This window comes from Kribbella sp. NPDC058693, assembly GCF_042715335.1.
In the GTDB taxonomy this organism is placed as follows: Bacteria; Actinomycetota; Actinomycetes; order Propionibacteriales; family Kribbellaceae; genus Kribbella; species Kribbella jiaozuonensis.
On sequence record NZ_JBHXSQ010000005.1, the window covers coordinates 405,682 to 419,662 of the forward strand.

The 13,981-nt window shown below is 68.2% G+C and carries 14 protein-coding genes; 9 read left to right on the forward strand and 5 right to left on the reverse strand.

Annotated elements, in window-relative coordinates; translation table 11 throughout:
* Positions 1-72 precede the first annotated feature (72 nt).
* From ACFWUU_RS36195 to mmuM, 9 genes are all read left to right on the forward strand, one after another.
* Positions 73-1,188 (forward strand): mandelate racemase/muconate lactonizing enzyme family protein, encoded by a 1,116-nt coding sequence (locus ACFWUU_RS36195; RefSeq protein ID WP_380182610.1) that lies wholly within the window; start codon positions 73-75, stop codon positions 1,186-1,188.
* Positions 1,185-1,862: a FadR/GntR family transcriptional regulator gene (locus ACFWUU_RS36200; RefSeq protein ID WP_380182612.1), complete on the forward strand. Its 678-nt coding sequence runs from the start codon at positions 1,185-1,187 to the stop codon at positions 1,860-1,862. Before ACFWUU_RS36195 ends, ACFWUU_RS36200 begins: the two co-directional genes overlap by 4 nt.
* Positions 1,863-1,977: 115 nt before the next feature.
* Positions 1,978-2,856 carry a LysR substrate-binding domain-containing protein gene (locus tag ACFWUU_RS36205; protein ID WP_380182614.1) on the forward strand — a complete coding sequence of 293 codons (879 nt, stop codon included), beginning with the start codon at positions 1,978-1,980 and terminating at the stop codon, positions 2,854-2,856.
* 52 nt (positions 2,857-2,908) lie between these two features.
* A complete protein-coding gene (kdgD, locus tag ACFWUU_RS36210; RefSeq protein WP_380182616.1) occupies positions 2,909-3,832 on the forward strand; it encodes a 5-dehydro-4-deoxyglucarate dehydratase in 924 nt (307 codons plus the stop codon).
* Entirely contained in the window at positions 3,829-5,148 is a 1,320-nt protein-coding gene (locus tag ACFWUU_RS36215) for an enolase C-terminal domain-like protein (protein WP_380182618.1), read from the forward strand. Before kdgD ends, ACFWUU_RS36215 begins: the two co-directional genes overlap by 4 nt.
* Positions 5,149-5,973 carry a M55 family metallopeptidase gene (locus ACFWUU_RS36220; RefSeq protein WP_380182620.1) on the forward strand — a complete coding sequence of 275 codons (825 nt, stop codon included), beginning with the start codon at positions 5,149-5,151 and terminating at the stop codon, positions 5,971-5,973.
* Between the two features lie 70 nt (positions 5,974-6,043).
* Complete coding sequence (locus tag ACFWUU_RS36225; RefSeq protein ID WP_380182622.1) at positions 6,044-7,144, forward strand: esterase-like activity of phytase family protein; 1,101 nt, start codon at positions 6,044-6,046, stop codon at positions 7,142-7,144.
* 40 nt (positions 7,145-7,184) lie between these two features.
* Positions 7,185-8,111 carry an FAD-dependent oxidoreductase gene (locus tag ACFWUU_RS36230; RefSeq protein ID WP_380182624.1) on the forward strand — a complete coding sequence of 309 codons (927 nt, stop codon included), beginning with the start codon at positions 7,185-7,187 and terminating at the stop codon, positions 8,109-8,111.
* Positions 8,095-8,979: a homocysteine S-methyltransferase gene (mmuM, locus tag ACFWUU_RS36235; protein ID WP_380182626.1), complete on the forward strand. Its 885-nt coding sequence runs from the start codon at positions 8,095-8,097 to the stop codon at positions 8,977-8,979. The genes ACFWUU_RS36230 and mmuM overlap by 17 nt, the downstream gene beginning before the upstream one ends.
* Here the strand turns inward: mmuM and ACFWUU_RS36240 are convergent.
* From ACFWUU_RS36240 to ACFWUU_RS36260, 5 genes are read right to left on the reverse strand one after another with little or no spacing between them, the layout of a single operon-like run.
* Positions 8,947-10,320, reverse strand: a complete 1,374-nt coding sequence (locus tag ACFWUU_RS36240) for a PLP-dependent aminotransferase family protein (RefSeq protein ID WP_380182628.1) — start codon at positions 10,318-10,320, stop codon at positions 8,947-8,949. The genes mmuM and ACFWUU_RS36240 overlap by 33 nt on opposite strands.
* Before the next feature lie 21 nt (positions 10,321-10,341).
* The gene (locus tag ACFWUU_RS36245) at positions 10,342-11,202 is read right to left on the reverse strand and encodes an SDR family oxidoreductase (RefSeq protein WP_380182630.1); all 861 of its coding nucleotides are present in this window, start codon (positions 11,200-11,202) and stop codon (positions 10,342-10,344) included.
* Positions 11,199-12,002, reverse strand: coding sequence for an ABC transporter permease subunit (locus ACFWUU_RS36250; protein ID WP_137259466.1), 804 nt, complete (start codon positions 12,000-12,002; stop codon positions 11,199-11,201). Before ACFWUU_RS36250 ends, ACFWUU_RS36245 begins: the two co-directional genes overlap by 4 nt.
* Entirely contained in the window at positions 11,999-12,898 is a 900-nt protein-coding gene (locus tag ACFWUU_RS36255) for an ABC transporter ATP-binding protein (protein WP_137259467.1), read from the reverse strand. The genes ACFWUU_RS36250 and ACFWUU_RS36255 overlap by 4 nt, the downstream gene beginning before the upstream one ends.
* Entirely contained in the window at positions 12,895-13,893 is a 999-nt protein-coding gene (locus tag ACFWUU_RS36260; RefSeq protein WP_380182632.1) for an NAD(P)-dependent alcohol dehydrogenase, read from the reverse strand. The genes ACFWUU_RS36255 and ACFWUU_RS36260 overlap by 4 nt, the downstream gene beginning before the upstream one ends.
* Between the last annotated feature and the right edge of the window lie 88 nt (positions 13,894-13,981).

The window sequence follows — 13,981 nt, forward strand, 5'->3', positions numbered from 1 at the left end:
GTCACCTGGTGTTACGGCGGCGTCAATCCGTGCTCTTGTTGGACAAGTTGATGACTTGTACGATCACTGGCCATGGATCGCATCCGCCAGGTGAAGCTCTCGTCCGTGGTCCTTCCGCTGGATCAGCCGATCAGCGACGCGAAGGTGCTGACCGGGCGGCAGCGGCCGATGACCGAGATCGTGTTCCTGTTCGCGGAGATCGCGACCGAGCAGGAGCAGCACGGAATCGGGTTCAGCTACTCCAAGCGCGCCGGCGGTCCGGCGCAGTACGCGCATGCCAAGGAGATCGCGGCGGGGTTGATCGGCGAGGATCCGTCCGACATCGCGAAGGTGTACGACAAGCTGCTCTGGGCCGGCGCATCGGTCGGCCGATCCGGCGTCGCGACGCAGGCGATCGCGGCGATCGACATCGCACTCTGGGACCTGAAGGCGAAGCGGGCCGACCTCCCGCTGGCGAAGCTGCTCGGCGCGCATCGCGACTCGGTCCGTGCGTACAACACGTCCGGCGGCTTCCTGCACGCGCCGATCGAAGAGGTCAAGGAGCGCGCCTCGAAATCACTTGCCGACGGCATCGGCGGGATCAAGATCAAGGTCGGCCAGCCCGACACCCGGATCGACCTCGAACGGGTCCGTGCCGTCCGCGAGCACCTCGGCGACGACGTACCGCTGATGGTCGACGCGAACCAGCAGTGGGACCGCCCGACCGCGCTGCGTTTCGGCCGCGTGCTCGAGCAGTTCGACCTGGTCTGGATCGAGGAGCCGCTCGACGCGTACGACGCCATCGGTCACGCGGAGCTGGCGGCGGCGCTGGACACTCCGATCGCGACCGGCGAGATGTTGTCGAGCGTCGGCGAACACGTCCGGCTGATCGAGGCGCGGGCCGCCGACATCATCCAGCCGGACGCACCGCGGATCGGCGGCATCACGCCGTTCCTCAAGCTCGCGACGCTTGCCGACCACAACGGCCTTCAGCTGGCTCCGCACTTCGCGATGGAGATCCACCTGCACCTCGCGGCTGCTTATCCGCGCGAACCCTGGGTCGAGCACTTCGAGTGGCTGAATCCCTTGTTCAACGAGCGTCTGGAGACGATCGACGGCCGGATGCTCGTACCGGACCGGCCAGGGCTCGGCTTCACGACCAGCGAGCAGTGCGCGCGGTGGACGGTCGACAGTTGCGAGTTCCGATGAGCGGTTTGGCATACCAAATCGTTGAGGAGCTGAAGCAACGAATTCTGAGCGGGGAGATCAGGCCCGGCGAGAAGTTGCCGGGTGAGAACGGTCTGGTGGAGGAGTTCGGCGTGAGCCGGACGGTGGTGCGCGAAGCGGTCTCCAGGCTGCAGGCGGCCGGGCTGGTGGAGACGTTCCAGGGGCGCGGTTCGTTCGTGCTGGAGGTTCCGGAGCGTACGTCGGGGTTGCGCGAGGTGCGATCGCATCGGGATGTGCTGGAGCTGATGGACTTCCGGATCGGCGTGGAGAGCGAGGCGGCCGGGCTGGCGGCGGGTCGACGGACGGAATACCAACTGAAGGGGATCGAGCGGGCGCTGGACGACTACCGGCGGATCGGGGACGACCCAGCCCGGTCGGTGGAGGCGGACTTCGCGTTCCACCTGAAGGTTGCGGTTGCCTCAGGCAACCGGTTCTACTCCGACCTGATCGCTGACCTCGGCCCGATGATGATCATGCTGCCGCGCACCCGGCTCGACCCGGCGTACGAGATGTCCGACGCGACCCATCTCACCCGCGTCATCCTCGAACACGAGAACATCTACGCCGCCATCACCCGCTCCGACCCCGAAGCAGCCCGCGCAGCGACCCGCCTCCACCTCTCAAACACCCGCCACCGCCTCACCAACGGGACGTAATCACGCCGGGCAGTCCCGAGCCAGCCAGGCGGGACAGCCACCGCGGCGAGGCTTCGGTCGCGGTGTTCATGCACTCCGAGGCGGGTCGGGCGTGGAGTGATACCTTTTGGGAATCATGTTTTCGCTCGACCAGTTGGGCGCCTTTGTCGCTGTCGCCGAGGAGTTGCACTTTGGGCGGGCAGCGGAGCGGCTGAGTATGACCCAGCCGCCGCTGAGTCGGCAGGTGCAGAAGCTTGAGCGGGCCGTCGGGGTGCGGTTGCTTGAACGGGACAACCGTAAGGTCGAGCTGACCGAGGCGGGGCGGGCGTTTCTGGTTGAGGCTCGACGGCTGCTGGCGCTGGTTGAGACCGCGGGTGATCTGGCGCGTCGGGTCGACCGGGGCGCGGCCGGGACACTGCGGCTCGGCTTCACCGCGACCTCGGCGATTCGTACGCTCGGTCCGCTGCTGCGTCGGCTGTCGGAGGAGTTGCCCGACGTCGACGTGATCCTGCACGAGCGAGTCACGCCCGCGCAGCTCGACGGCCTGCTGCGCGGCGAGCTCGATCTCGGCCTCGGGCGGCCGCCGTTCGACACCGACGTACTGGACTCGCGGGTGGTATACCGCGAGCCTCTCTGTGCTGTTGTCCCCGGCAACCATCGGCTAGCGGCTTTCAGCCGGCCGTTGACCGCGGCCGACTTCGCGGGTGAACAGGTGATCAGCTACTCGCCGACCCAGGCGCGCTACTTCCACGAACTGACCGTGCGGTTCCTCGCCGAGTGTCACCCGAGGATCGAGCAGCGGGTGCAGCAGATCCTGACTGTGATCCTGCTCGTCGCAGCCGGACGCGGCGTCGCACTGGTCCCGGCGTCAGCCCGCAGCCTCGGCGTGGAGGGCGTTACGTACTGCGACCTCGAGGACGCCGGCGACCCGGTCGAGCTGCACGCGATCTGGCGGCGGGACACGACCACTCCGGTGCTGCGACGGGTGCTCACGATGCTCCCAGAGCATCGCTAGATCCAAAATCGATCTTGGACAGGTATCCACCAGCCTTCCTACGCTGACCAGCGTGACCCACTACTCCCCCACCGAGCTGGCAGCGCAGCTGAGGACCGGCTTGCTCTCGTTCCCCGTCACGCATTTCCACCCGGATCTGAGCTTCAACGAGGCCGCCTACCGCGAGCACCTGTCGTGGCTCAGCCAGTACGACGTCGCGGGCCTCTTCGCCGCGGGCGGTACCGGCGAGGGCTTCTCGCTGACCACGGCCGAGATCGACACCGTCGTACGGACAGCTGTGTCGGAGGTGAACGGACGGGTCCCGGTGATCGCACCGGCCACCGGCGGTACGGCGACCGCGATCGCGGGAGCGCAAACGGCCGAGGCTGCTGGAGCGGACGGGATCCTGCTGCTGCCGCCGTACCTGACCGAGGCGGGGCAGCGCGGTCTGATCGAGCACGTGACGGCGGTATGCCAAAGCACGAACCTCGGCGTGACCGTGTACAGCCGGGCGAACGCGATCCTCAACGACGTCTCGGTCGCCGAGCTCGTGGAGCGGAATCCGAACCTGGTCTGTCTCAAGGACGGGGTCGGCAACATCGAGATGATGACGCGGACGTACGCGCGGGTGGGTGAGCGGCTCACGTACATCGGCGGGCTGCCGACGGCCGAGACGTTCGCGCTGCCGCTGCTGCAACTCGGGTACAGCACGTACTCGTCGGCGATCTTCAACTTCGTGCCGGAGTTCGCGCTCGGCTTCTATGCGGACGTGGTCGCGCAGGACCGTACTTCGGTATACCAAAAGCTGAACGAATTCGTGCTGCCGTACCTGGACATCCGGGATCGGGTGAAGGGGTATGCCGTTTCGATCGTGAAGGCCGGCGTGAACGCGATCGGACGGTCCGCAGGGCCGGTGCGTCCGCCGTTACAGGACCTGACCGCTGACGAACTGGCGCAGCTGACCAAGTTGATCGGCTTGATCGGGAAGGTCAAATGACACCGACCGTTGCATCCGTCGAGGTCGTGCCGGTCGCCGGGTACGACAGCATGCTGCTCAATCTGAGCGGTGCGCATGGCCCGTTCTTCACCCGGAACGTCGTGATCGTGACCGACAGCTCAGGTAATACCGGGCTCGGCGAGGTGCCAGGCGGCGAGAAGATCGCCGACACCATCCGCGAGGCCGCGCCGCTTCTCGTCGGACAACAGCTCAGCCGGCATCGGAGTCTGCTCCGCGAGGTCTCCACGACGTTCGCGGAACGGGACAGCGGTGGGCGCGGGCTGCAAACCTTCGACCTCCGCACGACCGTGCACGCGGTGACAGGGCTCGAGTCCGCGTTGCTGGATCTGCTTGGCCAGCACCTTGGTATACCAGTCGCCGAACTGCTCGGGGACGGGCAACAACGCACCGCAGTCCCAGTGCTTGGTTATCTGTTCTACGTCGGGGATATAGCGCAGACAGACCTGCCCTACCGAACCGATGACGGTGGCAGCAAGTGGGAGGAACTGCGGCGGCGGCCGGCGTTGACGGCGGAGGCGGTTGTTGCTTTGGCGGAGGCTGCTCAGGAGCGGTACGGGTTTGCGGACTTCAAGCTGAAGGGCGGCGTGTTCGACTCGCAGGTGGAGATCGACGCGGTCCGCGCGCTGCATGAACGCTTCCCGTCGGCGCGCATCACGGTTGATCCGAACGGGGCCTGGTCGGTCCGCGAGGCTATCGCGGTCTGCTCGGGACTGGACGACGTACTCGCGTATGTCGAGGACCCGTGCGGCGCCGAGCCCGGGTTCTCCGGCCGGGAGACGATGGCCGAATTCAAGCGGTATACCGGACTCCGCACGGCGACCAACATGATCGCGACCGACTGGCGCGAACTCGCGCACGCGATCCGGATGGACGCCGTCGACATCCCGCTGGCCGACCCGCACTTCTGGACGATGGCTGGATCGGTGCGGGTCGCGCAGCTCTGCAACGACTTCGGGCTGACCTGGGGTTCGCACTCGAACAACCACTTCGACATCTCGCTCGCAATGTTCACGCAGGTCGGCGCGGCCGCGCCCGGCGACATCACCGCGCTCGACACGCACTGGATCTGGCAGGACGGCCAGGCCCTCACGAAGGAGCCGTTGCAGATCAGCGGCGGCGAGATCGCCGTACCCACCCGCGCCGGCCTCGGCGTCGAGCTCGACCGCGACGCGGTGGACGCAGCACACGAGCTCTACCTGGAGCACGGTCTCGGCGCCCGCAACGACGCGATCGCCATGCAGTACCTCATCAAGGACTGGACCTTCGACCCGAAACGGCCCTGTATGGTGCGCTAGATGAGGGTCTTCTTGTCAACGGACATGGAAGGTACGGCGGGCGTCGTCGACTGGAGTCAGTGTCGCGGACCCGGTCCGGAGTACGAGTACTACCGAGGTCAACTGCAGGCCGAGGTCAACGCCGCGATCGACGGCGCGGTGGCTGCCGGCGGCACCGAGTTCCTCGTCAACGACTCGCACTCGACCATGCAGAACCTGCGTCCCGGCGCGCTGCACGGTCGCGCGAGCTACCTGTCCGGCAAGCACAAGCCGCTGTACATGATGGAGGGTCTCGACGACTCCTACGACGCGGCGTTCTTCGTCTCGTACCACGGGTCGGCCGGCTCGACGGGGTCCGTACTGCACCACACGTACAACCCGCGCGCGATCGCCGAAGTACGCCTGAACGGCACGATCACCGGTGAGGCCGGGATCAACGCGCTGGTGGCGCTCGCGTACGGCGTTCCCGTCGTACTGATCTCGGGCGACCGGGTGACGATCGACGAGGCGCAGCCGTTCTGCCCGGACATCGAGTCGGTCGTCGTCAAGGACTCGGTCTCGCACAACGCCGCGCTCTCCGTACATCCGGAACGGGCCCGCGAGCTGATCCACGACGGCGCCCGGCGCGCGCTCGCGCGGCTGAGCGACATCAGGCCGCCGAGCATCACACTGCCGGCCGAGCTGACCGTCCGGTTCCACAGCCGGGCGTTCGCCGAGCTGGCGTGTGCGCTGCGGAACGTCGAACGCCGCGAGGACAAGGTCATTGCTCTGCGCAACGATGATCCGCTGGAGCTGTACCGGACCTTCATCGCGACCGTGCTGCTGAGCCGCGGTGTGAGCGAGTAACCGGGCGTTCAACTGCTGTTGCGCAGGATAGGTTTTGATCGGAGCCGTCGTCTCTCGCTAGGAGCCTGGAATGCGTTGGCAGAAGCCGTTCGCCGCAGCAGTTGTGCTGACCGCTCTCACCACGACGCTGACCGCGTCCGCGACACCTGACAACCACCACGGCAAACCTGGCAGCGGCGGGGCCTGCTCGCCGGACGCCAGCTTCCTCGGCTTCAGCGACGCGCTGGACAAGACCACGTTCGACGGCCAGCCGGTCGCCGGCCTGTCGGCACTCAACGTCACCGGCCCGCACAGCGCGCTCGCGCTGGTCGACAACGTCGGGACCACGCCGGCCCGCGTGTTCGACCTCAAGGTCAACAGCAAGCCGACCTCGGTACGCGTCGACGGGATGACGATCCTCACCCGCCCGGACGGTACTCCGTACAACGGCGGCGACTTCGACGGCGAAGGCCTGGTCGTCGAGCGGGGCGATCGCACCATCCTCGCGACCTCGGAGCGTGAGCCGTCGATCCGCCGCTTCCGGCTGTCGGACGGCAAGGAGATCGCGTCACTGCCGGTCCCGAGCCGGTTCCAGGTCGCGCCGGCCGGCGAGGCGACCAGCAACGCGACGTTCGAGTCGCTGGCGGTCAGCCGCGACGGGCTGTCGTTGTTCGCCGGCATGGAGGGCCCGCTCGCGTCGGACGGCACGGACGCGAACAACCGCACTCGCAACCGCATCATTCGGTACTTCGGTCTGCCGGGGCATCAGTACCGGCCGATCGCGCAGTACGCCTACAAGCCGGATCCGGGCCTTGCGCTGGTCGAGCTTGCGTGGGTGAGCCCGACCGAGCTGGTGTCCATGGAGCGGACGTTCACCGCGGGTGTCGGGAACACGATCCGCGTGTTCACCGTGTCGCTGCGGCGGGCGTCGGATGTGACCAAGGTGGCGTCGCTGGCCGATGCGCCGGAGAAGGTCTTCCTGCAGAAGAAGCTGCTGTTCGACCTGGTGAACTGCCCGCCGTCGGGCGCGGTCGCCAAGCAGCCGCAGCCGAACCCGCTGCTGGACAACGTCGAGGCGCTTGCTCTGGGTGGAAACCTGCCCGGCGGGCGGCGGCAGCTGTACCTGATGTCCGACGACAACAACGGCGCCACCCAGATCACCCGCTTCTACTCGCTGGCGGTCAAGCTGTAGCACGCTGGCGTGATCACGGTGCTTGGGTAACACTGTGTGAATGCGCGTGATCGTGGTCGGTGCGGGCGTGATCGGGCTGAGCTGTGCCGTCCGGCTCGCCGAGGGCGGGTACGACGTGGCCGTGTTCGCCCGGGACCTGCCGTTGGAGACGACATCGTCCGTCGCGGCCGCGATCTGGTACCCGTACCTGTCGGCGCCGGAGGATCGGGTGGCCGGCTGGTCGCGGGCGTCGTACGAGGAGTTCGCGAAGCTGGCGGAGATCGAGCCGTCGGTGCAACTGCGGCACGGGCGGGAGTTCCTGACCGAACGTACGCCGGATCCGCGGTGGGCCGACGTACTGCCTGATCTCACGCGGCTCGGGTCGCCGCCGGAGGGGTTCGTGGACGGGTGGTCGTTCACGGCGCCGGTGATCGACATGCCGGCGTACCTGCCTGCGTTGGTGAAGCGGCTCGAGCAGGCCGGCGGGACATTGACTCGGGCGGCTTTGTCCGCGTTGCCGACCGGGGCCGACCTGGTCGTGAACTGCACGGGACTCGGCGCGCGACTGACCGCGAGTGATCCGACGGTGACGCCGGTGCGTGGTCAGGTGATGACGGTCGAGCCTTGTGGGCTGACCGAGTGGTTGCTTGCGGATCGGTCGCCGACCGAGCTGACCTATGTGGTCCCGCGGGAGAAAGACGTGGTCGTCGGCGGCACGAGCCAGCCGGGCGACTGGAACCTGGCCGTCGATCCTTCGACCAGTTCGGCGATCCTCGAGCGCGCGGCGGAGCTCGTTCCCCAGCTCCGCAAGGCGAAGATCATCCGGCAGCGGGTCGGTCTGCGGCCGGCGCGGCCGACGATCCGGTGCGAGCTCGTGCGTACGCGGACGGGCGAGCCGGTGATCCACTGCTACGGGCACGGCGGGTCGGGCGTCACACTGTCGTGGGGCTGCGCGGACGAGGTCTTCGAACTTGTCCAAGGCCTCTGACGGTTTGGTCATCCTCGACGGTGGTCTCTCGAACGCTCTCGAGGACCGCGGTCACGACCTGTCCGACGCGCTGTGGTCGGCGCGGTTGTTGCGGGACGATCCGGCGGAGATCGCGGCGGTTCATCGTGCGTACTACGAAGCAGGCGCGATGGTCGCGACGACGGCGAGCTACCAGGCGAGCGTGGTCGGGTTCGAGCGGGCCGGCGTTGGGCGGGCCGAGGCGGAGCAGCTGATCGCGAGCAGCGTGCGGATCGCGCGGGAGGTGCGCGACGAGTTCCCCGGGAGACTGGTCGCCGCGTCCGTCGGCCCGTACGGCGCGATGCTGGCGGACGGCTCGGAGTACCGCGGTCGCTATGGGGTGACCTCGGCCGTCCTGCGCGACTTTCACGGGCCGCGCCTCGAACTGCTGATGAACGCCGGCCCTGACCTGATTGCCATCGAAACCATCCCCGACGCTCAGGAAGCCGAGGTGCTGGTGGAGCTGTTAGCCGAGCTGGACTACCCGGCGTGGTTCTCGTACTCGATCGACGGCTCGCGCACCCGCGCCGGCCAACCACTGCGGGACGCCTTCGCGATCGCGGCCATCGACCAGGTGGTTGCCGTAGGCATCAACTGCTGCCGGCCGGACGACGTACTGCACGCCGTGGAGACAGCTATCTCGGTCACGGGGAAGCCGGCGATCGCCTACCCGAACAGCGGCGAGTCGTGGGATGCCATCGGGCGACGGTGGACAGGCGACGGTACGAAGCTGGCCGTACTGGCGTCGGAGTGGGTGGGAGCCGGGGCCACGTACGTCGGCGGTTGCTGCCGGGTCGGTCCGGACGACATCCGGGAGCTACACGCCAAGCACCTGGCACAGGAGGTCTAGGGCTCCGGGGTAGGCGTGGTCGGGTGGGGTGCCGTAGCCGACGATGACGGCTTGGCGGGTGGCTGGAGTTGGGTTGAAGTGGTACGTGGAGAGGTTGGCCAGGCCCAGGCCTTGGCGGGCGGCTCGAGTGACGATGTCCTCGGCGTCGCCCGGTACGTCGAGGAGGACGTGCAGGCCGGCGGAGATGCCGGCTACCTGGACGTTGGGGGCGCGGACGGCCAGGAGTTCGACCAGGCGGTCGCGGCGGCGGCGGTAGTGCAGGCGGGAACGGCGTACGTGGCGGTCGTAGTGGCCGGAGGCAATGAATTCGGCGAGGATCAACTGGTCGAGCGTCGCGGTCTGGTAATCCGCTGTGCGCTTCGCGGCGACCACCGGTTCGATCAGGCGTTGCGGCAGCACCATCCACGCCAGTCGCAGGCCGGGCGCGAGACTCTTGCTCGCCGTACCCGTGTAGACGACCCGCTCCGGATCGAGCGCCTGCAGCGCCCCCACCGACTGCCGGTCGTACCGGAACTCGCCGTCGTAGTCGTCCTCGATCAGCACCGCGCCGCTCTCCCGCGCCCACTCGACAGCAGCGGTACGACGCTCCGGCGCGAGCGGCACGCCCGTCGGCATCTGGTGCGCCGGCGTCAGCAACACGCCCTGCCCGGTCAGCCGCGCCGTCTGCGCACCCAACTCGTCGACCGGCACCGCCACAGCCGACAGACCACGCGCCCGGATCACATCCCGATGCAGCCCGTACCCGAACTCCTCGACCGCGATCGTCGTCCCGCCGAGGTTCTTGATCGCCTCGCCCAGCAGACTCAAGGCCTGCACGTACCCCGAGCAGATCAGGATCCGCTCCGGATCCGCCCGCACCCCGCGAGCCCGGGCGAGATAGTCCGCAAGCTCCCGCCGCAGCTCGATCCGGCCGCGCGGATCGCCCAGCCCGAACGCCTCGTTCGGCGCCAGCGTCAACGCCTTGCGTGCCGCCGCCAACCACTCCGTCCGCGGGAACGTCGCCACATCCGGAGACCCCGGCGTCAGGTCGTACCGATACGACCGCTCCTCCGGGAGCACCACAGCCGTCATCGACGGTACGGCGGCCCGGTTGGCAACCACCGTCCCGGACCCCTGCCGCGCAGTCAGCCACCCCTCGGCCACCAGCTGCCCGTACGCATCCGCGACCGTGTTCCGCGCAATCCCGAGATCCTTCGCCAACGACCGCGACGACGGCAACCGAGTCCCGGCGGGCAACCGCCCCGTCCGGATCGACTCGTGCAAGGCATGCACCAGCTCGTTCCGCCCCCGCGCGGCGGCCAGATCCAGATGCAGATCCGCCCCCGCCTCGGAATCCTCCATGAAACCGGACTTTATCGCGCCTCAGCCCGCGACCAGTTCCTCACTGATCCCCCAGAGCCGCCCCGCGGCGACCTCGTCATAGCTACGTACCGAGGACCTGCCCGGCCGGCCGTTGGTGAAGAACCCACCCGTCACCCGGCTGAGCGCAGGTGCCGAGGACAAGTGGATCGAAGTCATCGCGCCCTTGGCCGCGGACCTCATGAACGGCCGCAGGAACGGGACCACCATCCGCTGCACGCCGCTGGGATCCTCGGCCCCGAACGACGTACTCACCACCCCCGGATGCAGCGCGTTCGCCGTGATGCGGCCGGATCGCACCCGCCTGGCCAGCTCGTAGCTGAACAGCAGGTTGGCGAGCTTGGACTGGCTGTAGGCAGCTGCACCGGAGTACAACTGCTCTCCTTGAAGATCGCCGAAGTCGATACGCCCGGCGGCCTGGGCACTCGACGACACCGTGACCACCCGCGCCGGCGCGCTCGCCTCGAGCCGGTCGAGGAGGAGGTGCGTGAGGAGGAACGGCGCGAGGTGGTTCAGCGCGAAGGTCCGCTCGAGGCCGTCGGCGGTGAGGTGCCTCGTGTCCCAATACCCGCCGACGTTGTTGACCAGTACGTCGATCCGCGGCAGCTCGGCCAGTACGGCGGCGGCCAAGCGGCGTACCTCCGACTGGGACGACAGGTCGGCCACGAACACGTCCACCTGCGCACCGGACCTCGTACGGATCTCGGCCGCGGCCGCCTCGGCGCGCGCCCGGTCGCGACCGGTGATCGCGACGCGGGCGCCGAGGATGGCCAGGCCTATGGCGGTTGCCTTGCCGATGCCACCGGTGCCGCCGGTGACCAGGACTGTTCGCCCGGTCATCCGGCCCTCTCGATTCGTTGTCACTTGACCTCTGCTCGCATGACCATTCGGAGTCCGATGAGTAGCGGGATGACGAGCCAGACGATTCCCGTGACACCGATGTTGGCCCATTGCTCGCCGGTGAGGGATTTGTCGAAGACGAACAGGCCGCTCTGAGCGAACTGGATGTCGACCCACGGCTGCAGGTTGTGGAACCAGTGCGAGCCCGCAGCCAGCAGGCTGAAGACCGTCGGCAGCAGGAAGGTGAGGACGAAGTACGCCACCACCGCCCCGATCGAGGCCCTGATCAGGACGCCCAGCATGAAGCCCACCAGCAGACTCAGCACCATGCCGAGGACGTAGTACAGGCATTGGGTGATCGTCACGTCCCAGACCAGATCGGCACCGGTCACGGCTGCACCGATCAAGTTGCCGAGGGCACCTACTGCGAAGGTCAGCGCCATCGCCGCGATCGCGATGACGACCGACGAGATCGCCTTGGCGGTGATGATCCGACCCCGGTGCGGGACGAGCGTGAACGTGGTCAGACCGGTGCGCTGGCTCCATTCACTGGTGACGGCCAGGATCGCGACCAACGGCAGGATGATCACCACCGGGAACCGGATCGCGGTCGCGAAGGTCGAGTATGTGAGCTGGGCAGGCTCGGCGAACAGGATCACCCCGGTGGCCGCGAGTACGGCGGTGATCGCGATGCTGGCGATCAGCCAGAAACCGGATCGGGTGTCGAACATCTTGCGGAGCTCGACCGCGATGATCCGGGTCAGCGGGACCGATGGGACGACGGCCCGGCGCGGCCGGACTGCTTCTACTGCGACGGCGGTCATGCCGGTGCTCCTTCGCGCTGGGTCGTGGATGTGAGCTCGAGGAACATCTCCTCCAGGCCGGCGCCCTCCGCGGCGCGCAGTTCGGTCAGCGCGATACCCGACTCGAGCGCCACCGTCCCGACCAGTGCGGCGTCCGCGTCGGTCCGCAGCGCGCCGTCGCCGGTCGCGCTCGCGGTCAGTCCCCAGTCCGTCAGAGCCTGCTCGAGGCGGGCCAGATCGACGGCGCGAACGATGGTGCCGGCGGCGTGCAGTAGTTCGGTCTTGGTGCCGTGCGAGACGATCCGGCCGTGGCCGATCATCACGATGTCGTCGGCGATGACCTCGATCTCGTGCAGCAGATGCGAGGACAACAGGACGGTCCCGCCGCGGTCGGCGTACCCGCGGAGCAGGTCCCGCATCCAACGGATACCGGCCGGGTCCAGCCCGTTCGCAGGCTCGTCGAGGATCAGTACGTCGGGGTCGCCGATCAGCGCGGTCGCGATGCCGAGCCGTTGACGCATGCCGAGCGAGTACTCCCCCACCCGGCGGGAGGCCTCGTCCGGGGTCAGGCTGACCGTGGTCAGCATCTCCTCGACCCGTGTGCGCGGCAGGCCCATCAGGCGCTGCGCCAGGGTCAGGATCTCGCGTCCGGTGCGACCGGCGTGTTGTGCGGACGCGTCGAGCAGGACTCCCACCTCGCGTCCCGGGTTCGGCAGGTCCGAGAACTTCCGTCCGGCGATCGTTGCCGTTCCGGAGGTGGCTCGGGTCAGGCCGACCATGATCCGCATCGTGGTCGATTTGCCGGCGCCGTTCGGACCGAGGAATCCGGTCACCCGGCCCGCGGCGGCGGTGAAGCTGACGTCGTCGACCGCAAGCGTGCCGCCGTACTTCTTCGAGAGTCCTTCGACGGTGATCATGCGGACATCCCGGTGATCGCGATCTTGCCGCGGGCCTTGCCGGTGGTCAGGTGGCGCATGGCGTCCCCGACCTGGTCGAGCGGGTAGGTGCGGTCGAGGCTCGGGGTGACCTTGCCGGTCTCGATCAGGGCGGTGAGTCGTTCGAGGTCGCTGCCGCGCACACTGTTGACGAAGAAGGTCAGCCGTTGGCGCACGAACAGCGACAGGGCCAGTGCCCGGAACTGCCGGTTCATCCCGCCGCTCGGGCCGCCGCCGTCCTCACCACCGGTGATGACAACCGTGCCGGTCGGCGTCAGTGCGCGTCGGAGCCTGGAGAGCGTGGGGTTGCCGGCGATATCGATGATCAGGTCGTAGCGATCGCCACTCGCGGCGAAGTCGTCGCGCGTGTAGTCGATGACGTGATCGGCGCCCAGCGCCCGGACGAGATCGAGCTTGGAGGTGCTGGCCACGCCGGTGACTTCCGCCCCGAAGGCCTTGGCCAGCTGTACGGCGAAGCTGCCGACGCCGCCTGATGCACCGATGACGAGGACATGCTGCCCGGCCTCGACCCGGCCGGTGGTCAACGCGTCCAGCGCGGTCAGCGCCGAGATCGGGACGACGGCGGCCTCCTCGAACGCGAGGTTGGCCGGCTTGTGGGCGAGCTTGTCCTCACGGGCGACGGCGTACTCCGCGAACGAGCCGGGCGCCTCGCCGTACACCTCGTCCCCGACGGCGAACTTGGTGACACCGGAGCCGACGGCCTCGACCGTGCCGGCGACGTCGCGTCCGGGGACGGGGTTGCGCGGGCCGCGGAATCCGAAGGCGAGCCGGAGCAGGTACGGCGTACCCGTCATCACGTGCCAGGTGCCGCGGTCGAGGCCGGCGGCGTGCACGCGGACGAGCACGTCGGTCGCGGCCGGTTCGGGACGGGCGATCTGCCTGACCTGCAGGACATCGGCGTCGCCGTACCTGTCCTGCACGATCGCTCTCATGGTGGTCGTGGTCGTGCTGGCCATGGTGTTTCCCCCTGGTGTCCTGGATGTCGGAGCCCCCAGCGCCGATGGCCTTTCGTACTAAGTACGGCGACCGTATCGTACTTTGTAC